General features: G+C 66.6%; 19 protein-coding genes. 10 read left to right on the top strand and 9 right to left on the bottom strand.

Features of this window, described 5'->3' with window-relative positions:
* The first annotated feature begins 238 nt into the window (after positions 1 to 238).
* Entirely contained in the window at positions 239 to 2,329 is a 2,091-nt protein-coding gene (locus tag H7U20_RS03460; RefSeq protein WP_199518247.1) for an AsmA family protein, read from the top strand.
* A 127-nt stretch (positions 2,330 to 2,456) separates the two neighbouring features.
* The gene (locus H7U20_RS03455; RefSeq protein ID WP_199518218.1) at positions 2,457 to 2,678 is read left to right on the top strand and encodes an osmotically-inducible lipoprotein OsmB; all 222 of its coding nucleotides are present in this window, start codon (positions 2,457 to 2,459) and stop codon (positions 2,676 to 2,678) included.
* A 185-nt stretch (positions 2,679 to 2,863) separates the two neighbouring features.
* Here the strand turns inward: H7U20_RS03455 and H7U20_RS03450 are convergent, their stop codons facing one another.
* On the bottom strand, positions 2,864 to 3,610 hold the full coding sequence (locus tag H7U20_RS03450; RefSeq protein ID WP_199518217.1) for a Crp/Fnr family transcriptional regulator: 747 nt from the start codon (positions 3,608 to 3,610) through the stop codon (positions 2,864 to 2,866).
* 302 nt (positions 3,611 to 3,912) lie between these two features.
* Between H7U20_RS03450 and H7U20_RS03445 the strand changes: the two genes are divergently transcribed.
* The 3 genes from H7U20_RS03445 to H7U20_RS03435 all read left to right on the top strand — a co-directional run bounded on the left by H7U20_RS03445 (position 3,913) and on the right by H7U20_RS03435 (position 5,372).
* Positions 3,913 to 4,554, top strand: a complete 642-nt coding sequence (locus H7U20_RS03445) for a glycine zipper 2TM domain-containing protein (protein WP_199518216.1) — start codon at positions 3,913 to 3,915, stop codon at positions 4,552 to 4,554.
* Positions 4,555 to 4,738: 184 nt separating this feature from the next.
* Positions 4,739 to 4,957, top strand: coding sequence for a hypothetical protein (locus tag H7U20_RS03440; RefSeq protein WP_199518215.1), 219 nt, complete (start codon positions 4,739 to 4,741; stop codon positions 4,955 to 4,957).
* Between the two features lie 268 nt (positions 4,958 to 5,225).
* Entirely contained in the window at positions 5,226 to 5,372 is a 147-nt protein-coding gene (locus tag H7U20_RS03435; protein ID WP_139236505.1) for a lmo0937 family membrane protein, read from the top strand.
* A 180-nt stretch (positions 5,373 to 5,552) separates the two neighbouring features.
* On the opposite strand, the gene H7U20_RS03430 is transcribed toward H7U20_RS03435, so the two are convergent.
* Positions 5,553 to 6,353, bottom strand: coding sequence for a porin (locus H7U20_RS03430; protein ID WP_199518214.1), 801 nt, complete (start codon positions 6,351 to 6,353; stop codon positions 5,553 to 5,555).
* 256 nt (positions 6,354 to 6,609) lie between these two features.
* Here H7U20_RS03430 and H7U20_RS03425 point away from each other — a divergent pair, with 256 nt between their 5' ends.
* The 3 genes from H7U20_RS03425 to cls all read left to right on the top strand — a co-directional run bounded on the left by H7U20_RS03425 (position 6,610) and on the right by cls (position 11,641).
* Complete coding sequence (locus H7U20_RS03425; RefSeq protein WP_199518213.1) at positions 6,610 to 7,914, top strand: acetyl-CoA hydrolase/transferase family protein; 1,305 nt, start codon at positions 6,610 to 6,612, stop codon at positions 7,912 to 7,914.
* 134 nt (positions 7,915 to 8,048) lie between these two features.
* The gene (locus H7U20_RS03420) at positions 8,049 to 10,256 is read left to right on the top strand and encodes a site-specific recombinase (RefSeq protein ID WP_199518212.1); all 2,208 of its coding nucleotides are present in this window, start codon (positions 8,049 to 8,051) and stop codon (positions 10,254 to 10,256) included.
* A complete protein-coding gene (gene cls / locus H7U20_RS03415; protein ID WP_370593067.1) occupies positions 10,253 to 11,641 on the top strand; it encodes a cardiolipin synthase in 1,389 nt (462 codons plus the stop codon). Before H7U20_RS03420 ends, cls begins: the two co-directional genes overlap by 4 nt.
* 11 nt (positions 11,642 to 11,652) lie before the next feature.
* Here the strand turns inward: cls and H7U20_RS03410 are convergent, their stop codons facing one another.
* Genes H7U20_RS03410 through H7U20_RS03400 form a run of 3 tightly spaced genes read right to left on the bottom strand, consistent with a single transcriptional unit; the run spans position 11,653 to position 14,279 of the window.
* Positions 11,653 to 12,471, bottom strand: coding sequence for a metallophosphoesterase family protein (locus H7U20_RS03410; protein WP_199518211.1), 819 nt, complete (start codon positions 12,469 to 12,471; stop codon positions 11,653 to 11,655).
* A gap of 9 nt (positions 12,472 to 12,480) precedes the next feature.
* Positions 12,481 to 13,560: a diacylglycerol/lipid kinase family protein gene (locus H7U20_RS03405; protein WP_199518210.1), complete on the bottom strand. Its 1,080-nt coding sequence runs from the start codon at positions 13,558 to 13,560 to the stop codon at positions 12,481 to 12,483.
* 41 nt (positions 13,561 to 13,601) lie between these two features.
* Positions 13,602 to 14,279 (bottom strand): phosphatase PAP2 family protein, encoded by a 678-nt coding sequence (locus tag H7U20_RS03400; protein ID WP_233410469.1) that lies wholly within the window; start codon positions 14,277 to 14,279, stop codon positions 13,602 to 13,604.
* Positions 14,280 to 14,450: 171 nt separating this feature from the next.
* Here H7U20_RS03400 and H7U20_RS03395 point away from each other — a divergent pair, with 171 nt between their 5' ends.
* A complete protein-coding gene (locus tag H7U20_RS03395) occupies positions 14,451 to 14,675 on the top strand; it encodes a hypothetical protein (protein ID WP_093388407.1) in 225 nt (74 codons plus the stop codon).
* Positions 14,676 to 14,832: 157 nt separating this feature from the next.
* Here H7U20_RS03395 and H7U20_RS03390 read toward each other — a convergent pair whose 3' ends face one another.
* Together H7U20_RS03390 and H7U20_RS03385 are read right to left on the bottom strand one after the other, a co-directional pair.
* Positions 14,833 to 15,885, bottom strand: a complete 1,053-nt coding sequence (locus tag H7U20_RS03390) for an AI-2E family transporter (RefSeq protein ID WP_199518208.1) — start codon at positions 15,883 to 15,885, stop codon at positions 14,833 to 14,835.
* A 200-nt stretch (positions 15,886 to 16,085) separates the two neighbouring features.
* Positions 16,086 to 17,006: a LysR family transcriptional regulator gene (locus H7U20_RS03385; RefSeq protein WP_199518207.1), complete on the bottom strand. Its 921-nt coding sequence runs from the start codon at positions 17,004 to 17,006 to the stop codon at positions 16,086 to 16,088.
* Positions 17,007 to 17,103: 97 nt separating this feature from the next.
* Here H7U20_RS03385 and H7U20_RS03380 point away from each other — a divergent pair, with 97 nt between their 5' ends.
* Positions 17,104 to 18,117: a zinc-binding alcohol dehydrogenase family protein gene (locus H7U20_RS03380; RefSeq protein ID WP_199518206.1), complete on the top strand. Its 1,014-nt coding sequence runs from the start codon at positions 17,104 to 17,106 to the stop codon at positions 18,115 to 18,117.
* Here H7U20_RS03380 and H7U20_RS03375 read toward each other — a convergent pair.
* Together H7U20_RS03375 and alaC are read right to left on the bottom strand one after the other, a co-directional pair.
* Positions 18,114 to 18,647 (bottom strand): hypothetical protein, encoded by a 534-nt coding sequence (locus tag H7U20_RS03375; protein WP_199518205.1) that lies wholly within the window; start codon positions 18,645 to 18,647, stop codon positions 18,114 to 18,116. The genes H7U20_RS03380 and H7U20_RS03375 overlap by 4 nt on opposite strands.
* Before the next feature lie 161 nt (positions 18,648 to 18,808).
* Positions 18,809 to 20,059, bottom strand: coding sequence for an alanine transaminase (gene alaC / locus H7U20_RS03370; protein ID WP_199518204.1), 1,251 nt, complete (start codon positions 20,057 to 20,059; stop codon positions 18,809 to 18,811).
* Positions 20,060 to 20,207 lie beyond the last annotated feature (148 nt).

Genomic DNA, 20,207 nt, shown 5'->3' with positions numbered 1-20,207 from the left:
GGCGGGGGCGCGTCCAGCAGCCGCCGGCAGCCGCGCGCTTGGTACGCCAGCGCACGGCGAGGCCGACGCGGCGGCGTTACACTGGAGGCAAGAGCCGCCTTGGCGTCCGCGCCAAAACGGCGTCGATGCCGCGACGGCGCGGCGCGCCTGACGCGTCGACGCGCAAAGCGCTGGCCTTCCGGCCGCAGCCGCGCTATGCTGCCGCCCGCCACCCATCAAGAAAGGCCATGCCATGCCCATGCCCAAATCGCGCCGCACCCGCCTCGTCCTCGGCGTCGCCGGCGTCCTGCTCGCCGCGCCCGTCGTCGCCATCGTCGTCCTGCTCAACTACGATTGGAACCAGGCCCGCCCCTGGCTCAACGCCAAGATCGGCGAGGCGATCGACCGTCCCTTCGAAATCCACGGCGCGCTGGCGCTGACCTGGCAACGCCAGGGCAGCTCGGCGCAGGACCGCAGCTGGAGCGACTACCTGCCGCTGCCGCATCTGGTGGCCAACGACGTCCACCTGGGCAACCCGGCGACCCTGCCGGCGCGCGGCTACACCCCCAGCCCCGGCGCCAACAAGGACGCGCGCGCCATGCCGCTGACGCCGACCGAGATGGCCAGCGTCGGCCAGTTGTCGTTCGCCATCGAACTGCTGCCGCTGCTGCAACAGCGCATCGCCATCCCCGTGCTGCGCTTCGAACGCCCCTTCGTGCTGCTGCGCCGCGACGCCGACGGCGGCAACAACTGGACCTTCAAGCCCGCCGCCAAACCCTCGCCCTGGCGCCTCGACCTGCAACGCGTGGTGTTCACCAAGGGCACGGTGCAACTGCTCGACGCGGTGCAGAAAATCGACGCCAGCGCCGCCATCGACACCATCAGCGACCCGGCCTACGGCGTCGCCTGGACCCTGCGCGGGCGTTGGAACGGCCAGCCGCTGACGGGCGGCGGCAAGGCCGGCGCCGTGCTGTCGTTGCAGGCGCAAACCGCGCCCTACCCGCTGGCGGCCGACGTCGCCGTCGGCGGCACCCGCATCGCCGTGGTCGGCACGCTGACCCGGCCCACCGCGCTGGCCGCGCTCGACCTGCGGCTGAAATTGTCCGGCCCCAGCATGGCGCGGCTCTACCCTCTGACCGGCGTGCTGTTGCCGGAGACGCCGGCCTTCACCACCGAGGGCCGCCTGCTCGGCAGCCTGGGCCGGGGCGGCAGCCGCTGGACCTATGAAAAATTCACCGGCAAGGTCGGCGCCAGCGACATCGCCGGCAAGCTCAGCTTCGAAACCGGCCGGCCACGGCCGCGCCTGAGCGGCGCCGTCAGCTCGACGCTGCTGCAATTGTCCGACCTCGGCCCGCTGATCGGCGCCGACTCCAACGCCAGCAAGCAGGCGCGCGGCGTGGCGGCGGTGCAGCCGGGCGACAAGGTCTTGCCGGTGGAAACCTTCAAGACCGAGCGCTGGACCGCGCTCGACGCCGACGTCGGCTTCCAGGCCAAGCGCCTGGTGCGCGGCGCCGACCTGCCGATCCACAACCTCGACACCGTGCTGCACCTGAAGGACGGCGTGCTGGCGCTGACGCCGCTCAACTTCGACGTGGCCGGCGGCAAGTTCAAGTCCGACATCAAACTCGACGGCAGCGGCAAGCTCAGTGCCGACGCCATCCGCGCCGAGTTGAAGGCCAGCGCCAGCCACATCAAGCTCAAGCAACTGCTGCCGGCGCTCGACGGCATGCCGGCCAGCGTCGGCGAGATCAACGCCGACATCGCGCTGTCGGCCACCGGCAACTCGGTGGCCAGCCTGCTGGCCAGCGCCAACGGCGAGGTCAAGGGCGTGGTCAACCAGGGCACCGTCAGCAAGCTGCTGCTCGAAGAGCTCGGCCTGAACATCGGCAACGTGCTGCTGGCCAAGCTGGCCGGCGACAAGCAGGTCAAGCTCAACTGCATGGTCAGCGAGTTCGGCGTCGAGCGCGGCCTGATGCGCACGCGCCGCTTCGTGCTCGACACCGAGGACTCGCTGCTCAACGTCAGCGGCACCGTCAACCTGGCCAACGAGCGGCTCGACCTGACCTTGAAGCCGGACAGCCGGGGCCTGCGCGTGTTCTCGCTGCGCGCGCCGATCTACGTGCACGGCAGCTTCAAGCAACCCGACTTCAGCATCGACAAGGGCGTGCTGGCCCTGCGCGCCGGCGGCGCGCTGGCGCTGGCCGTGGTGGCGCCGGTGGCCGCCGTGGTGCCGCTGCTGAGCACCGGGCCGGACCATCCGAGCGGCTGCGCCCGCCTGCTGGCCGAGGCCGCCGGCAAGGCGGTGGCGCCGCCGCCCGGCCAGCGCCCGGCGGCGCGGCGGTCGCGCTAGACCGTGTAACAAGTTTTACAACGCAATGTGCGTTGGCGAACGGAACCATTTCCGGTGCTCCACTAATCTCGGCTCATCGGTGGCAAGGCGACGATTCCGTCGGCAGCCACTTCAACAGGAGACTTCCATGAGCATCATTAAAAAACTGGCCACACCGGCCCTCGCACTGACCCTGGTCATCAGCCTGAGCGCCTGCGCCGGCATGTCGCGGCAGGACAAGAGCACCGCCATCGGCGCCGGCATCGGCGCCGTGGCCGGCTCGGTGCTGACCGGCGGCAGCCCGGTCGGCACGGTGGGCGGCGCGGCCGTCGGCGGCGTGATCGGCAACCAGGTCGAGAAGCACCGCTAAAAACAGGCAGGCGCGGCCGCCATGCGGTCGCGCCTGCCTTTTACTCCGCCGTACCCCGTCTTATTCCATCTTATCCCGTCTTATTCCGTCTTATCCCGTCTTATTCCGTCGTATCCCGTGTTACTGCGTTTGATCCCGCCCCACTCCGTCCCGCCCATCCCCCCGCAGCAGCGCCGCCCCTTCCCTCACAAGAACAGATTCGCCACGCCACCCGCGCCAGCGTCCTTGACCAGCTCGTAGCAGCGGCAGGACACCGCCTCCAGCCCGGCCGAGTCGAGGATCTCGATATTGCCCCGGCTATAGGAAATCAGTTTTTGCTGTTGCAGCGAGCTGGCCGCCTTGGTCACGCCGACCCGCCGCACGCCCAGCGCGTGGGCGAGGAACTCGTGCGTCAAGTGGAAGCGCTCCGACTGCAGGCGGTCGCGCGTGATCAACAGCGAGCGCGCCAGCCGCGCCTCCAGCACGTGGAAACGGCTGCACACGGCGATCTGGATGGCCTGCGCCAGCAGCGAGTCGGTATAGCGGTGCAGCAGCGTATGCAGCGAGGCCATGCGGCCGAATTCGGCGCAGAAGTCGCCGCTGTCAATGCGCACCACGCGGCCGGCGCGCTGCACCACGGCGCGCACCTGGGCCTGGGTGTGGCCCAACGCCACCGAGGCGCCGACCATGCCCTCGCGGCCGATCGAGCCGACCTCCAGGGTCATGCGCCCCTCGGCCACAGCCAGCAGCGAGATCAGGCAGTCGTCGGGGAAATAGATGTGGCGCATCGTCTGGCCCGGCTCGCACAAGACCTCGCCGGCCTCGACCCGCACCAGCTCGGACAGCGCGGCCAGATGGCGCCGGTCTTCCTGCGGCAGGCTGGCCAGCAGACCGTTGCCGGTGGCGCGCAACGGGGTTCTCCCGGCCCGGCCAGGGTCGGTGGACAAGTTCATTTCCCCCTCGCCGCCGCGACCGGCAGGGGCACCGGTGCGGCCGGGCGCCGCAAGCGGTGGCGCAGATATGGCATGGGCGAGAGCAACAACAAACAGATCATTGGAATAAGCGAGGTGGACATGGCTGAATGACCTTCCCGGCGCGCGCGCCGTGTGATATTGGTGCGGGTGAATGGGCGTATGGGGGAGCTTGCTTTGAGCGTAGCGGCGAATATATGACACGTATGTACGCTGACGCACGGAACGGCAAGATGCAAGCCGGCAAAATGACACCCATCAACAGTTCACCCTAAGGAAGCATCATGACCACCCCGATCCCGCTCGCCAAAACCGCCCCCCATCCCCTGATGATCACCGCCGCCGTCGCCGTTGTGCTGTTCTGCGGCGTCGGCACGGCCGCCGTCATGGGCTGGCTGCCCAGCTCGGCCGGCACCGGCCAGTCCGCCAGCGCGCCGCTGAATCCGCCGGACGAGCAGTCCGGCGACGCGGCGGCGCGCCGCCAGACCGAGCAGCGCCGCCTCGCCGCGCTCGACGAGCACCGCGAACAGAACGAACGGCACCGCGCCGCGCCCGCCCCGGCGCGCCAGCAAAACCTCCAGGCCGCCGTCTGCCACCAGTGCGGCGTGATCGAATCGGTGCGCGAGATCACCACCCGCGCCCAGGGTAGCGGCGTCGGCGCGGCCGGCGGCGCCGTGCTCGGCGGCCTGCTCGGCAACCAGGTCGGCGGCGGCCACGGCCGGCAACTGGCCACCGTGGTCGGCGCCGTCGGCGGCGCCGTCGCCGGCAACCAGATCGAGGGCAACGTCAACGCCAGCCACAGCTATGAAATCGTCGTGCGCATGGACGACGGCAGCAGCCGCACCTTGCACCAGGGCAGCAAACCCGGTTGGGGCAACGGCGACTCCGTCAAGGTCGTCAACGGCCAGCTGCGCGCCAACGGCTAGCCGGGCACGGGCGGCGGCGCCGCCATTCTTATCAGTTCGACCACACGCCCCCGCAGCTCGCTGCGGGGGCGTTGCGTTTGGCGCCGCTAAGTGAAATGGCGAACAGATCAATTTGCAAGGCGCCACGACAATGGAGGCCAGCCGCCATCCTCTCGGCCGCTTGCCTTACAAGGACCACAGAATCATGAGTAAATACATTTGGAGCACCGTCATCCTGCTGGGTATGCTGATCGCGCGCCTGGGTTTCGCCTCGCTCAACCTGACCGATCCGGCCATGCCGGTGTTGACCGTCACCCTGCTCATCACCGGCGGCATGCTGGTCGGCCTGGTCGGCGCCACCGGCCTGCTGGGCATGCTGGACTGGCTGGCCCGCGCGCCGCTCGAACGCCGCCACAGCCGCTGAATATCGACGCCCGCTACCGACCGCGTATCGACTGCATATCGACGGAATGTCGACGGCGAATATAGATGCCGAATATAGATGCCGAGTATTCAATTAAGTGCCGCCTATGTACGTCAGCGAACGGAAGCGCAATCCCCCTGTCGCGATAATAGCTACATGATTCGCACTGGCCGGTTTCGACGCCAGAGCGACATCGCGATCGATGTGCTCCGGCCCGCCAACAGGCACCGAGCTCATCGCATTTCACACTTTATGCAAGGGGACCATCATGCTCTATACCATCGCAGTAGTCTTGCTCATCCTGTGGCTGCTTGGCTTGGTCACGTCTTACACCATCGGCGGCTTCATCCACGTCCTGCTGGTGATCGCCGTCATCATGGTGCTGTTGCGTCTGATTAGCGGACGCGGCGTCTAGCGGCCACGCCCGCCGGACCGACGAACGGCGCGACACGCTAGGCGTGGCGCGCCGTTCGTCGTTGTTGTGATCGTTTGTTGTGATCGTTTGTTGTGATCGTTTGGATGACGTTTGAATTACAGCTGAACAGCAACACGGAAACCGGGCGCGGCGGCATCCGGCCGGCACGGCCGGGTCGCCTCAAAAACCGTAGCGCACACCGAAGTTGACGGCGCGATCGGTGCGTGGCGCAACGCCGAAGTTGGCCCCGCTGTTGGCGCCGAAGTTACTCCTGTTGACAGTCATAGTGTTGCCGCCGGCTTGGTAGCGCACGTGGGCCAAGGCGGCGTAAAAATCCGTCCGCCGCGACAGCGAATAGGTCATGCCCATGGCCAGTTGCCGCGCGTCCTGGTTGAGCATCGTGCGGTCGTTGCGGTGGATGACCGAGGCCAGCAGCGTGGTCCTGCCGAGCGGCACGGCGACGCCGAACAACAGGTCGCTGCTGTTGCTGACCGGCGAGGAGAAGGCCAGCGCGCCGTAGGGATTGCCGCTGTCCCACGGCAGGCCGGCGTCGCCATGGTTGTGGCCGTAGGCCGCGTAGACCGTGGCCCGTCCCAGCTTCAAGTTGGCCGCCAGTAAGCTGCTCTGCGCCGACAAATCGGCCGCCGGCAGTGTCGCCACGGCGTCGACCGCATTGTTCCTGCGCTGGTGCGACAGGCTGAGGTTGAACATGTCGCGCGCATAGCCCAAGGTCATGCTGTAGACGCGGTTGCGCGCGTCGTTGCCGGGCGACTCGCCGACGCGGTAAATGGCGCTGGCGCTGATGCCGCGCAGGCGCGGCGTCTGCCAGCTGATGGTGTTGGTGTTGCCGCGGTCGCCGCGCTGCAGCGGGTAGTCGGCCCAGTTGGCGTCGAGCACGCCGTACAAGGGCAAGGCCGCGCTGCTCTGCGCCCAGGCGAACACCGGCAGCAGCAGACCGCAGGCGAGGTAGTAGCTCTTCATGATCGTCTCCCGACTCATCTTCCAACTCTTCTTCCAACTCATCGTCGAATCCAGGCAGGGCGCCGTAGCGCGGCATTCCTGGCGTTCCGACGCACGCCGACCAGGCAGTCGATCCAGCTTACTTCTTCCTGACACACGGCCTCTGTGCGCAGGCAAACACAATATAGAAATACTACGCAACGCTTAACATTCTTTCACTATCGTGTTGGCGTATAGTCTGGCCACACGTTCATCGATAGTGAAAGGCCGCCGCTTCATGTCCCATGTATCCGCACACACCCTGTATGCCAGCAAACGCTGCTCGGCAAACGACGCCTTGAGCCATCTCAGGGACGGCGACTGCATCATCGTGCCCACCGGCGCCGGCGAGCCGCCGACTTTGCTGACGGCCTTGTCGGAACAACGCCGCCGCTTCCACGACGTGAAGGTGGCGCAGATCCTGGCGCTGCGCAAATACGGTTACTTCGACTGCGCCACCGTCGAGCACGTGCGCCACCTGGCGCTGTTCTTCGGCGGCGCCTCGCGCCCCGGCGGCCAGGCCGGCTGGAACGACTTCATCCCCGCCTATTTCTCCGAGCTGCCACAGCTGATCGAGCGCGGCGACATCGCCGCCGACGTGGTCTTTTCGCTGGCCTCGCCGATGGACGAGCACGGCTACTTCTCGCTCAGCCTGGGCGCCGACTACACCATGGCCGCCGTCCAGAAGGCGCGCGCGCTGGTGTTGGAGGTCAACCCCAACGTGCCGTTCGCCCACGGCCAGTGCCACGTCCACATCTCCCAGGTCAGCGCGCTGGTCGAGGACGACGCCGCCCTCTTCGAGGTGCCGCTGCCGGTCATCGGCCCGGTGCAGCAGGCCATCGGCAAGTACGTCGCCGACATGATCGAGGACGGCTCGACCCTGCAAATCGGTTACGGCGGCATTCCCGACGCCGTCGTCATGCAGCTGACCAACAAGGTCGACCTCGGCATCCACACCGAGATGATCGGCGACGGCATCCTCAGCCTGGTCGAGGCCGGCGTCGTCACCAACCGCCGCAAGACCCACCTGCCGGGCAAGATGGTGGCCACCTTCGCGCTCGGCTCGAAACGCCTGTACGACTTCATGCACCACAATCCGATGCTGGAGATGCATCCGGTCAATTTCACCAACGATCCCCACATCGCCGGCCAGAACGACAAGCTGGTCGCCATCAACGCCAGCCTGCAGGTCGACCTGCTCGGCCAGTGCGGCTCGGAGAGCATCGCCCACCTGCCCTACTCCGGCACCGGCGGCCAGGTCGACTTCGTGCGCGCCGCCAACCGCTCGCGCGGCGGCAAGGCCTTCATCGTGCTGCCGTCGACCGCCAAGAACGACAGCATCTCGCGCATCGTGCCGACCTTGACGCCGGGCACCCACGTCACCACCAGCAAGAACGACGTCAACTACGTGGTCACCGAGTACGGCGTCGCCCAGCTGCGCGGCAAGTCGGCACACCAGCGCGCCGAGGCCCTGATCGCCATCGCCCATCCCGACTTCCGCGCCGAGCTGCGCCTGGCGGCGCGCCAGATCCTGCTCTGCTGAACACGAGGCGGCGGCGCCCGCCTTGGGCGCCGCTTCGGGGATTTCCCCTGTGCAATGTACGGCGCCGTACATACCGTTGCCGCACAAAACGATATACTGTTGTTTTGACTAATGCGGCTAGTCCGTCTCCCCGCATGCTCGCACTCCTCGAACGTATCGATCCGAACAGCGGCAACATCGACCTGATGGTCGAGCTGTTCAACACCCTGCGCCCCAAACGTGCGGCCGACGCCGAACACGCCACGGCCAACGTCCGCACCCTCTGCCAGCTACTCAAAGGCAATCCCGAACACGCCGCCGCCTTGCACGGCTACGTCCGCAGCGTGCTGCGCGCGCGCCGCCACGCCAGCCTGTACACCGAGATCGGCGTGTTGTCGAACGACGGCTTCTTCACCGAGCTGAAGCGCCGCATCTCCTTCCGCATGCTGCCGCCGGCGCTGGGCGACGAATACCTGAGCGACGCGCTCGACCAGATCATCCACAAGAAGACCGACCACCTCTGGATCAGCGCCGTGCCCGCCGCCGACTGGCTGGCCCTGCTCGACGTGATCGGCGCGCCGGCCCGGACGCCGGCCCTGACCGAAAACGAGAACAAGAACAAGAACGAGAACGACAACGACAACGACAACGGCGCCGCGGCGGCCATGGCCCGGCCGGTCCAGTCCGGCGCCGCCGGCCAGCTGATGCTGCCCGGCCTGCTCGAAGCGATCCGCACCCTGTCCTACCGCGTCTGCGCCATCGGCCTGGAACCCAAGCTGACCAACTTCCACACCGAGATGGAGACCTACGACTCGCCCTTCATGGAGCAGAACGTCGAGGTCAACGCCTACCTGGACGGCTACAACCGCCTGCTGGCCGGCACCGCCGACACCATCGAGGACGCCAAGCACCTGCTGGTGATGCTCGACCAATGTGACGAGGTGGTCGCCAAGATCCGCAAGAAGGCGCTCAGCCAGGGCACCAGCATCGCCCTGACCTATCTGCTGGTGTCGCTGAGCCAGAGCATCGACCGGCTGCGCAAGCTGCTGTTCCTGGTCGACATGTCCGGCGAGCTGCCCAGCGCGCCGACCCTGGACCTGGCCGCCGCCTGCGCCGAGGCCATCCCCGCCGGCGCCGCCAACGCCGCCCAGGCCGCCACCCCGGCGCAGCAGCGCCGCGCCGCCGGCGTCGCCCTGACGCTCGAACTGATCGAGGCGCACAACAACAAGTACGCGGTGCGCGACCTGTTCGCCGACAATATCGACCTGCTGGCGCGCAACATCACCGAGAACGCCAGCCGCACCGGCGAGCACTACGTGGCCGACAACCGCAGCCAGATGGGCGCGATGTTCCTGTCCTCGGCCGGCGCCGGCCTGGTGATCGGTTTCATGGCCCTGTTCAAGATCCTCATGTCCTACCTGCGCGCCGCGCCGCTGGTCGAGGCCTTCCTGTTCAGCATGAACTACTCGCTCGGCTTCATGTTCATCCACTTGCTGCACTTCACCGTGGCGACCAAGCAGCCGGCCATGACCGCCTCGCGCATCGCCGCCGGCCTGCACAGCAAGGACGGCCGCCACATCGACCTCGACAGCATGGCCGAGCTGATCAACAAGGTCTTCCGCACGCAGATCATGGCGGTGCTGGGCAACCTGGCCACGGCCATCCCCACCGCCTGGCTGATCGCGCTGGGCTACAAGGCGATCACCGGGCGCCATCTGGTGACGCCGGAGAAGGCCATGCACCTGCTGCACGACATCGACCCGATCGGCAGCCCGGCCCTGTTCTACGCCGCCATCGCCGGCGTCTGCCTGTTCGTCGCCGGCCTGATCTCCGGCTACTACGACAACCAGGCGCTGTACACCCGCTGGGCGCAGCGCATCGGCCAGTTGCGCGGCCTGGGCCGGCTGCTCGGCCAGGAACGGCTGAACCGCCTCGGCCTGTATCTGGAGAACAACCTCGGCGGTTTAATGGGCAATTTCTTCTTCGGCGTGCTGCTCGGCACCATCGGCACCCTGGGCTATCTGCTCGGCTTGCCGCTCGACATCCGCCACGTCACCTTCTCCTCGGCCAACTTTGCGACAGCCCTGGTCGCACTCGACCATAATATGAGTTGGCAACTTGCCAGCAAGTCGATCGTCGGCTTCTTGGCCATCGGCTCGGTCAACCTGCTGGTCAGTTTCGGCCTGGCGCTGTGGGTGGCGCTGCGCTCGCGCCAGGTGCGCTTCGAGCACGGCATCGCCCTGCTCAAGGTGCTGGGACGCAAGTTTCTCAAGGCCCCGCTGGAATTTTTCATTGGCGCCAAGGAAGTGCCGCCGGCCTTGCCGGCGGACGAGGCCCCATCCAACCACAAGGTTCACAGATGAACACCACGAGCGTCGCGCGCTGGCTTCCTTCGACACTGATGTGCTGGGCGCTATGCGCCTGCGCTTCGCTACCGGATGTGAGCACCATCCAGGCCACGCCGAAGGCCGGCGCGGTGCCCAGCGTCAGCGGCGCGCACGGCGTGCTCAGCGAGGAGCGCGCCCGCGCCCTGCTGGCGCGGCGCTGGCCCAAGGCGACCCTGGACCAAAAGGCCCAGGCCGCGCTGGAGGAGGCCGCCACCGGCGTTCCCCTGATCGCCGGCAACAAGGCGACCCTGCTGTTCGACGGCCCGCAGACCATGGCCGAGATGCTCAAGACCATCGCCGCCGCCCGCAGCAGCATCAACCTGGAAACCTATATCTTCGACCAGGACCCGCTCGGCCTGCAGTTCGCCGACCAGCTGATCGCCAAGCAGCGCGCCGGCGTGACGGTCAACATCATCTACGACAGCGTCGGCACCATCGGCGTGCCGCAGGAATTCTTCGAGCGCATGCGCCAGGCCGGCATCCACCTGCTCGCCTTCAACCCGGTCAACCCGGCCAAGCTGCGCGGCGACGCCTGGAAGATCAACAACCGCGACCACCGCAAGCTGCTGATCGTCGACGGCAAGACCGCCTTCACCGGCGGCATCAACATCAGCGACACCTACGCCAAGAGCTCGCTGTTCCGCTCCAAGTCCAAGCCCACCGCGCCGTCCCAGGTCGGCTGGCGCGACACCCACATCAAGATCGAGGGACCGGCGGTGGCCGCCTTCCAGTGGAGCTTCGTGCGCCATTGGGCCGGCCAGGACCAGGAGGACCTGCGCGAGGCCGACTACTTCCCCCAGCCGGTGATCGCCGGCGACAAGCTGATGCGCGTGCTGGCCAGCGAGCCGGACGGCCAGTTCGAGATCTTCAAGGCCTACAACCTGGCCTTCCAGCAAGCCAGGAAATCCATCCACATCACCTCGGCCTACTTCGTGCCGGACCGCCAGACGGTGGACGCGCTGAAGGCCGCCGCCCAACGCGGCGTCGAGGTCAGCATCGTGCTGCCCGGCGTCTCCGACAGCGGCCTGGTGTTCCACGCCGGCCACGCCTTCTACGACGAACTGCTGGCCGCCGGCGTCAAGATCTTCCAACTCAAACTGGCCGTGCTGCACGCCAAGACCGCCGTCGTCGACGCCGCCTGGTCGACCGTCGGCTCGACCAACATCGACACCCGCAGCTTTCTGCACAACAGCGAACTGAACGTGATCGTCCTCGGCGAGGCCTTCGGCAACGAGATGGAAAAAGCCTTCCAGGAGGATCTGCGCGACTCGCAACAGATCACGCTGGAGCAATGGCGCGACCGTCCGCTGGGCAACCGCATCAAGGAGTGGGCGGCGCGCTTCATGAACTACTGGCTCTAAGCGCCCGGCGCTCAGAGCGCCGCCACCGCCGCCCACAGCGCGCCGCTGCGGCGGAAGCCGGCGTGGCCGGCCGACTCGAAGGCCGCCGTCGCGGCGACCCAGGCGTAGCGCTCGACCTGGATGTGGCTGGCGTCGATCCGGATCACGTTGAAGGAATTCGCTTCGCCGCGACCGCGCGTCGAGGTCGCCGTGCCGGCCTGCACCACCAGCGCCGCGTAGCCGCCCAGCGAATAGCGCTGCGAGCTGTCGCCACTGTGGCTGGCGTGCATGTGGCCGGCCAGCAGCAGGTCGACACCGGACGCGGCGAAGGCCTGCATGGCCTGCGGCGCGCGCAGCACCAGGGAGTTCTCGTCGGCGCCGGCCGGCAGGTCGAAGGGATGGTGGCTGACCACGATGCGCACCACCTCCGGCGCCAGCTGGGCGAAGCGGCGCTGGATCTGCTCGATTTGCTGGCGGTTGATGCGGCCGTCCTTGAAGGTCAGCGAGCGCGCCGTGTTCACGCCCAGCAAGGCGATCTCCTCGTCGACATATTCCGGCGCCAGGTCCAGCGTCACATGGCGCTGGTACTTGCGCAAGGGCGCGAAGAAGCGGCCGGCCACGTCGTAGAGCGGAATGTCGTGATTGCCCGGCACCACGATCTGCGGCCCCGGCAAGGTGTCGAGGAAGGCCCGCGCGGCGATAAACTCGGCGCTGCGGGCGCGCTGCGTCAGGTCGCCGGAGACCACCAGCACGTCCGGCGCCAGCCGCGTCACCAGCGTTTGCAGCGGCGCCAGCAGGGCCTGGTCGACGCGGCCGAAATGCAGATCCGACAGATGCACCAGTGTCCGCATGGCGCCCTCCTAGGCCGTCGCCGCCGAGCTGGCGGACGGGGCTGGCCCGGCGGCGACGCTGGCGGCGACGCTGGCGGTGGCGCTGGTGGTGGTGGTGGTGGTGGTGGTGGTGGTGGCGTTGGCGTTGGCGTTGGCGGCGGCATTCTCGGCGGCGGCGGCGGCGTTGTCGGCGGCGGCATCGACCGGCTCAACCGCGCGCGGCGGCGCCATCACCGTCAGCGCCGCCGGCAGCACGCGGTAGCACAGCGGCGTATGCACGAGGTTGACCTCGCCGTCGGTGGCCACGCGCAAATGCTTGTGGTGCGTCTCGATCACCATCTCGCGCGCCAACAGCAGGTCGAAATCCTTGGCCTCGGACAAGCGGCCGCGCAGCGCGTGGAAGGCCAGCCGTAGCAAGCCCAGCCGGGTCGGCCGCTGCGCCACGTACAGGCTCAGCGTGCCGCCGTCGAGCCGGTCGCGGGCGCCAAGGTTGAGTCCCTGCAGCAGATACTCGTTGTTGCCGATGAAGACGAACGGCGTGCGCCGCACGTGCTCGTCGCCGTTGACCTTGAGCTTGACATGGAGGAAGGGATAGCGCCGCAGCGCGGTCAGCAAGGCGCGGCCGAAGGCGGGCCACTTGCCCTGCCCCAGCTTGCGCTGCAACTGCTCGCGCTGGCGCACGATGTCGGGATACAGGCCGAGGCCGGAGTTGTTGAGGAAGATGCGGCCGTTGACCTCGCCCACGTCGACCTGGCAGGGCTGGCCGTGGAACAGGTTGGCGATGGCCTCGTCGAGCGCCAGCGGGATCTTCATGTCCTTGGCGAAATGGTTCAAGGTGCCCAGCGGCAGCACGCCGAAGCGCACCCCGCTGCCCACCAACACCGAGGCGACCGCGTTGAGCGTGCCGTCGCCGCCACCCGCCACCACCATCGCCGCGCCCTCGCGCAGCGCCTGCTCGGCGGCGGCGATCATCTCGGCGCCGTCGTGCGCCAGCTTCAGGGTCACCGCGACACCGGGCGCCTCCAGCTTGCCGCGCAGCTGTTCGGTCCAGTCGGACTGGTAGCCGAGGCCGGCGCCGGCGTTGATGATGACAGTGATAGGACCCAGCATATTCTCCCGTTGTTCCAAATAAAAAACAGCGGCGCTCCGGACTAAGCGGCGCGTCGGCGCCGCAAGGTCGAGCAGCCGGTGATGCACAGCGCCAGCCAACCGCAGCTCTCGACGATGCCGGCCAGCACGTCGCTCAGATAATGCGCGCCCAGATACACCCGGCTGGTGGCCACCAGCGCCACCATCAACACCGCCAGCAACACCGCCCACACGCGCGTGCCGTGCCGCCTTGCCGTCATCACCACGTAGCAGGCCAGAAAGCCATACAGCGCCGTGCTGGCCGAGGTATGACCGCTGGGAAAGCTGTAGGTGGCCAAGTCCACCATCGGCGCGTCGAACACCGGACGGCTGCGCTGATAAACGTACTTTAGCAGTACATTCAGCAGCATGCCGCCCGGGACGGCACAAACCAGCGCCAGCAGCCAGTAGCGCTCGCGCCGGCGCCAGAAATACCAGCCCAACAAGCCCGCCGCCACGGCCACGCTGGCCACGCTGTGCAGCGCGCTGAACACCAACACCACGCTGACCAGCGGCTCGGCGGCGTGCGCGTCGAACCACTGCGACACCCTCAAGTCGAGCAAGGCGATGCCCGTCCGCCCCACTACCGCCCCGGCGATAGCGCCGAACACGGCCGTGGCCAACACCATCAGCGCCACGCCGGCCGTCAGATGCAAGCCCAGCTCGCCACCCGGCGTGAAGCGTGCCTCGATAAAACGCAATACTCTATTTGTTGACAAAAACTTCATTTAAATCCATTCTTTGCTGGTGTAGGCAAAAAAACCACATCTGTGCCCGTCAGCTGTTTATTTATACAGTACCTGTGCATTCATACAGTAGTTATGCTATTCTGGACTCTCTCGTTCAACGCATCTCCCTCAAAAGGAAACGTCATGACAACATTGAATAGCGGTTTCGGCTCCCGTTTTGGTCTGGAATATGCCCCTACATCCTTCCTGGTCCGCATGGGCAAGCGCGAAATGCTGGTTTGCCGTGACTTCCGCAAACGCTACTACGCCGTCAATCCGCTCATCGAGTGCGACACCGGCATCGAACCCGGCCACGTCGAGGTGCTGCTGATGCGCCGCTGGCTGCTGATCCTGTCCAAAGCCCATTGATGCGGCCCCGGCCCGGCACAGGCCGTCGACCTACCGACGGACTCTGCCGCAGCCGCAGCCACGACGGCTGGCACCAGTTGGCACCATCACGCAGCATCAAGCACCATCAAGCACCAGCAGTACAGCTAGTACGGCAACAGCGCAATGACCAGGCAGCCTAGGCCTCGTCGAACAAATTGGCCTCGTACCACAGCGTCATAAACAGCACCATCACCACCGGCCCGATGAACAGGCCAACCAGGCCCAGGGTTTCCACTCCGCCCAGAATACCGAACAGCACCGCCAGGAATGGCAGGCGCGTCGCATTGCCAATCATGCCGGGCCGCACGAAGTGGTCGGCGACGAACAGCACCATCATGCCCCATACGGCCACGCCGATGGCGCCGGCTACGCTGCCGTTCACCGCCAGCAAGGCCGCCGCACCAAGGAAAGCCAGCGGTGCGCCAAACGGAATGATGGCCAGTATACCCGTCGCGGCAGCCCACAGCGCCGGCGACGACAGGCCGGCCAGCGCATAGCCTATGCCGATCAGCACGCCCTCGGCCAAGCCGACCAGCACCAGGCCGTTGACGGTGGCGCGTATCGCCGTGGGAATTTTTTGCACATAGTGGCCCCAGCGCCGCTCGCTGAAGCAATGGCTGCCGATGGCGGTGATTTGCCGCGTCAGCGCTTCGCCGTCCTTGTAGAAGAAGAACAGGCAGAGGAAGGCCAGGCCGAAGTCGACCAGGCGGTGGAAGAAGCCGGCGCCGAGGATCTTCAACAGGTCGCGCGCCGAATGGAAGCCGTCGATGCCGCTGCCGGAAAACAAATGCGCCAGCCCGTGCGGCTGGCTCAGCGTGGCCAGCCACCAATCGTTGACGGCGGCGCCGGCGAAGGGAATGGTCAGCAGGAAGGCCGGCGGCGCGAGGCCGTCGTTGTTGGCGTTGGCGATGAAATTGGCCAACTCGGGCGCCTGGCGCGCGGCCTGGGTCACACCCAGCAGCACCGGCACAATGAAGACGCCGGCGCAAATCAGCGTCAGCAACAGGGCCGCCAGCAGATCGCGCTTGCCCAGCTTGGCGCGCAGCCGCTGGTACAAGGGCCAAGTGGCCACGCACAGGATGCCGGCCCAGACCAGCGGCAGGAAGAAACGTTGCATCACAAACGCCGCCAGCGCGATCATGGTCAGGGAGAATCCGGCGCTCAGCACATCGCGTTGGGTTTCGGTCATCGACTAGTCTCCAGAATAATGTTGCACCCATGGTAAGGGCAAATTGCGCCGCAGCAAGCGCGACGTTCGGTTTTAATTGCCGCTGAAGCGATTTGCGGGACGTCCGCAAGACCCCAAGGCGCAAACTGGGGTCGGACCCAGCGGGTCTGACCCCGGCTCTTCGCCGCTGGGGTGCGCCAGCATTGCCGGCACCTTGACACTCAAGCCGGCGGCAGCAGCGCCGCCTCCCGCTCGCACTGTTCGCGCAGGAAATCGCGCAGATGCAGCACCGCCGGCGTGACTTGGGCGCGGTGCATGCACAACATGTGCAATGGCGCCGGCTCGCCCGGCAATTCCGGCAGCAAGACCTGCAAGCGTCCGGCGCACAGGTCGCCCACCACGTCCAACCGCGACTTGTAGGCGATGCCATGGCCGGCCATGGCCCAGCGCCGCACCACGTCGGCGTCGTCGGCGCTGCGGTTGCCGCTGACGTTCACTGTGCGCAGCGCCGCGCCATTCCCCCGATAGAAGGTCCAGCGCTCATGGATGCTGTCGTCGATGGCGAAACGCAGGCAGTTGTGCCGGTGCAGCTCGTCCAGCGTGGCCGGCGCGCCGTGCGCCGCGACATAGGCCGGCGAAGCCACCAGCACACGCCGGTTGTGCGGCGCCAGCGGAAAGGCGATCAGGCCGGAGTCCGCCTGGGCGCCGTAACGCAGGGCGATGTCGACCGGCTGCCGGTACAGGTCGGACAGGCGGTCGCTGACGCTGAGCTGGTAGTTGATTTGCGGATAGCGCGCCTGGAAGGCGTCCAGCCAGCCCAGCAGGATGTTGCGTCCCATGTCGGACGGCATCGAAATCTTCAGCGTGCCGCCGAACGATTCCTTGCCCTGGATCAGCGCCTGATGGCCCTCGCTGAGCAGGCGCAGCGCCTCGCGCGCGTGGACCAGGTAATGCTCGCCCTCCTCCGTCAGCCGCAAGGAACGCGTGGTGCGCGCCACCAGATGCAGGCCCAGCGCGCCTTCCAGCCGCTTCAGCGCGGCGCTGGCCAGGGCCGGCGAGATCTCCAGCTCGCGCGCGGCGGCCGACAAGCTGCCGCGCTCGGCGGTGCGCACAAACACGGTCAAATCATCAAGCCGCAGCAATTTTCTTCATTCCTTTGAAAGTGTTTCGTTGATTGGCATCTTTTTCTTTCCAGACGAATAAATGATGATACGCCAAACCACCCACCCAGGAGCAAACATGAAAGCCGTCGCCTACCGCCATTCCCATCCGATCGACCATCCGCAGGCCTTGCTCGACGTCGAGCTGCCCGAGCCGCGGGCGCTGGGACGCGACCTGCTGGTCGAAGTCAAGGCCGTCTCGGTCAACCCGGTGGACATCAAAGTGCGCCGCGACGTCGCCCCCGCCGAGGGCGAGAGCCGGGTGCTGGGCTTCGACGCCGCCGGCATCGTCAAGGCGGTCGGTCCCGACGTGAGCTTGTTCAAGCCGGGCGACCAGGTCTGGTACGCCGGCTCGCGCACCCGCCAGGGCAGCAACAGCGAGTTCCAGCTGGTCGACGAACGCATCGTCGGCCACAAGCCGGCCACACTGGACTTCGGCCGCGCCGCCGCGCTGCCGCTGACCGGCATCACCGCCTGGGAATTGTTGTTCGAGCGCCTGCAGGTCAGCCGCGACAAGGGCCGGCGCGGTCAAACGCTGCTGGTGGTCGGCGCGGCCGGCGGCGTCGGCTCCATCCTGCTGCAACTGGCACGCCAGTTGACCGGCCTGAACATCGTCGGCACCGCCTCGCGGCCGGAAACCAAAGAGTGGATCAAGCAACTCGGCGCCCACCATGTGATCGACCACAGCCGGCCGCTGGACGAGGAGCTGAACCGCCTGGGCCTGCCGCAGCCAGATTATGTCATCAGCCTGAACCAGACCGACCAGCACTGGCCGGCCATCGTCAAGCTGGTGGCGCCGCAGGGCAAGATCGCGCTGATCGACGACCCGATCGCGCTGGACGTGATGCCGCTCAAGCGCAAGAGCGTGTCGCTGCACTGGGAATCGATGTTCACACGCTCGATGTTCGAGACGGCCGACATGCAAAAGCAGCATGACCTGCTCAACGACCTGGCGCAACTGGTGGATAGCGGTGTGATCCAGACCACGCTGGCCGAACGGCTGGGCACGATCAACGCGGCCAACCTCAAACGCGCCCACGCGCTCATCGAAGGCCAGCGCATGAAGGGAAAAATCGTGCTGGAAGGCTTCTAGACGCCCTGCGGCTGCGGCTGTGCTTGCGGCGGCGGCCGCTGCTGCTGTAACAAGGCGATGGCCACCTTGTCGTGCATGGCCAGCAACTCCTGCATCATGCCGGCCGAGGCGTAGGATTCCTCCAGCACGCGCAGGAAAATGTGCTGGCGGCGCAGCAGGCCGGCCGAGCTGACGCCCAGCCGCTCGAACATCCGCGCCACGTCCAGGCACACCTCGCGCAACTCCCACAACACCTTGCGGGTCGACTCCAGATCGGCGTGCAAGCCCTTGTCCATGTCGATCAACTCGGTCCGGGCCGGTCCCTCCCGCCCCATCTCCTGCAAGGCGCCGCGCCAACGGCGGATCTTCTCGCCGATGCGGCCGATGCGGACGATTTTCTCGTCGAGCAATTTGCAGTAGTACCAACACAAACACCCCACCGGCAGCCGCGCCAGGAAGCGCGGCAGGCCGATGGAACGCATGCCGTGCTCCATCCTTTTGACGGCACGAAGCAACTGAACGATGCTGACACTGATCGACGAGGGACGCATGATGACACTCCAGAATGCGGCGAAAAGGACGAACGGGGATCAGCAACTACAGTAGCAAAGGATGAAGCGGGGAGATGGCCGCATCACGCACGGCCTTTGAGGCGGCTTAAGAAAGCGCCGATTGTCCCTACCCCGGCGTGGCGCCGGGGTAAACAGTTTTCCTACTCGACGGCGTCAACGGCATCAACGGCATCGATGGGCGCGAGCGCCTTGGCCGACTGCGGATTGCGCAGCATCGCCTTGATGCCGCGCAGGCCCTGGCGGATGCGCGCCTCGTTCTCGATCAGCGCGAAGCGCACATACTCGTCGCCATACTCGCCGAAGCCGATGCCGGGCGAGACGCAGACCTTGGCCTCGGCCAGCAGGCGCTTGGCGAATTCCAGCGAGCCAAGGTGGCGGTAGGCCTCGGGGATCAGCGCCCAGATGTACATCGACGCTTTCGGCTTGTCCACCGGCCAGCCGGCTTCGAGCAAGCCCTTCACCAACACGTCGCGCCGGCTCTGGTACTGCGCCACGATGTCGCTGACGCAGCCCTGGTCGCCCTCCAGCGCGGCGATGGCCGCCACCTGCACCGGCGTGAAGCTGCCATAGTCGTGGTAACTCTTGATGCGCGCCAAGGCCGACACCAGTTCCTTGTTGCCGACCATGAAGCCGATGCGCCAGCCCGCCATGTTGTAGCTCTTCGACATGGTGAAGAACTCCACCGCCACCTCGCGCGCGCCGGGCACCTGCATGATCGACGGCGCCTTGTAGCCGTCGAAGGTGATGTCGGCGTAGGCCAGGTCGTGCACCACCAAAATATTGTGCTGCCTAGCCAGCGCCACCACGCGCTCGAAGAATTCCAGCTCGACGCACTGCGCCGTCGGGTTCGACGGGAAGCCGAGCACCATCATCTTCGGCTTCGGATAGCTTTCGCGGATCGCCCGCTCCAGCTCGGCGAAAAAGTCGACGCCGGGCGACATGCGCACCGAGCGGATGTCGGCGCCGGCGATCACCGCGCCCCAGATGTGGATCGGATAGCTCGGGTTGGGCACCAGCACGGTGTCGCCCCGGTCCAGCGTGGCGAGCATCAGGTGGGCCAGGCCCTCCTTCGAACCGATGGTGACGATCGCCTCCGACTCGGGATCGAACTCGACGTCGTAGCGCGTCTTGTACCACTTGGTGATGGCGCGGCGCAGCCGGGGGATGCCCTTCGAGGCCGAATAGCCGTGGGTGTCGGGCCGCTTGGCCGTCTCCACCAGCTTGTCGACGATGTGCGACGGCGTGGCGCCGTCGGGGTTGCCCATCGACATGTCGATGATGTCCTCGCCACGGCGGCGGGCGGCCATCTTGAGTTCGGCGGTGATGTTGAAAACGTAGGGGGGCAGGCGATTGATGCGCGAAAAGCTGCGCGGAGCTGGGGATTGAGTCATCGATTGTGGTCTTCACGTAAGCGCCCGGAACCGTCCGAGCGACGCAGGCGCTGTGTTGCGCCTTAATTAATACTAGCCGAACGATCAAAGTCTTGGCAATTATTTTTCACGCCCACTTGATCCAAGTTAATCCGCGCGGCCGCAAAGC

Origin of the sequence: Rugamonas violacea (genome assembly GCF_016461825.1) — a bacterium.
Classification (GTDB): domain Bacteria; phylum Pseudomonadota; class Gammaproteobacteria; order Burkholderiales; family Burkholderiaceae_D; genus Rugamonas.
Note: the sequence above shows the minus strand (reverse complement) of the source record. Positions and strands in the feature narration are given on the sequence as shown.

Bases quoted from the DNA above. Each gene is read 5' to 3' on its own strand.
- alaC (WP_199518204.1), bottom strand. From the start codon at position 20,059: ATGACTCAATCCCCAGCTCCGCGCAGCTTTTCGCGCATCAATCGCCTG.
- H7U20_RS03455 (WP_199518218.1), top strand. From the start codon at position 2,457: ATGAGCATCATTAAAAAACTGGCCACACCGGCCCTCGCACTGACCCTG.
- H7U20_RS03460 (WP_199518247.1), top strand. From the start codon at position 239: ATGCCCAAATCGCGCCGCACCCGCCTCGTCCTCGGCGTCGCCGGCGTC.
- H7U20_RS03390 (WP_199518208.1), bottom strand. From the start codon at position 15,885: ATGACCGAAACCCAACGCGATGTGCTGAGCGCCGGATTCTCCCTGACC.
- H7U20_RS03430 (WP_199518214.1), bottom strand. From the start codon at position 6,353: ATGAAGAGCTACTACCTCGCCTGCGGTCTGCTGCTGCCGGTGTTCGCC.
- H7U20_RS03435 (WP_139236505.1), top strand. From the start codon at position 5,226: ATGCTCTATACCATCGCAGTAGTCTTGCTCATCCTGTGGCTGCTTGGC.
- H7U20_RS03420 (WP_199518212.1), top strand. From the start codon at position 8,049: ATGCTCGCACTCCTCGAACGTATCGATCCGAACAGCGGCAACATCGAC.
- H7U20_RS03410 (WP_199518211.1), bottom strand. From the start codon at position 12,471: ATGCGGACACTGGTGCATCTGTCGGATCTGCATTTCGGCCGCGTCGAC.
- cls (WP_370593067.1), top strand. From the start codon at position 10,253: ATGAACACCACGAGCGTCGCGCGCTGGCTTCCTTCGACACTGATGTGC.
- H7U20_RS03395 (WP_093388407.1), top strand. From the start codon at position 14,451: ATGACAACATTGAATAGCGGTTTCGGCTCCCGTTTTGGTCTGGAATAT.
- H7U20_RS03380 (WP_199518206.1), top strand. From the start codon at position 17,104: ATGAAAGCCGTCGCCTACCGCCATTCCCATCCGATCGACCATCCGCAG.
- H7U20_RS03425 (WP_199518213.1), top strand. From the start codon at position 6,610: ATGTCCCATGTATCCGCACACACCCTGTATGCCAGCAAACGCTGCTCG.
- H7U20_RS03450 (WP_199518217.1), bottom strand. From the start codon at position 3,610: ATGAACTTGTCCACCGACCCTGGCCGGGCCGGGAGAACCCCGTTGCGC.
- H7U20_RS03440 (WP_199518215.1), top strand. From the start codon at position 4,739: ATGAGTAAATACATTTGGAGCACCGTCATCCTGCTGGGTATGCTGATC.
- H7U20_RS03375 (WP_199518205.1), bottom strand. From the start codon at position 18,647: ATGCGTCCCTCGTCGATCAGTGTCAGCATCGTTCAGTTGCTTCGTGCC.
- H7U20_RS03405 (WP_199518210.1), bottom strand. From the start codon at position 13,560: ATGCTGGGTCCTATCACTGTCATCATCAACGCCGGCGCCGGCCTCGGC.
- H7U20_RS03445 (WP_199518216.1), top strand. From the start codon at position 3,913: ATGACCACCCCGATCCCGCTCGCCAAAACCGCCCCCCATCCCCTGATG.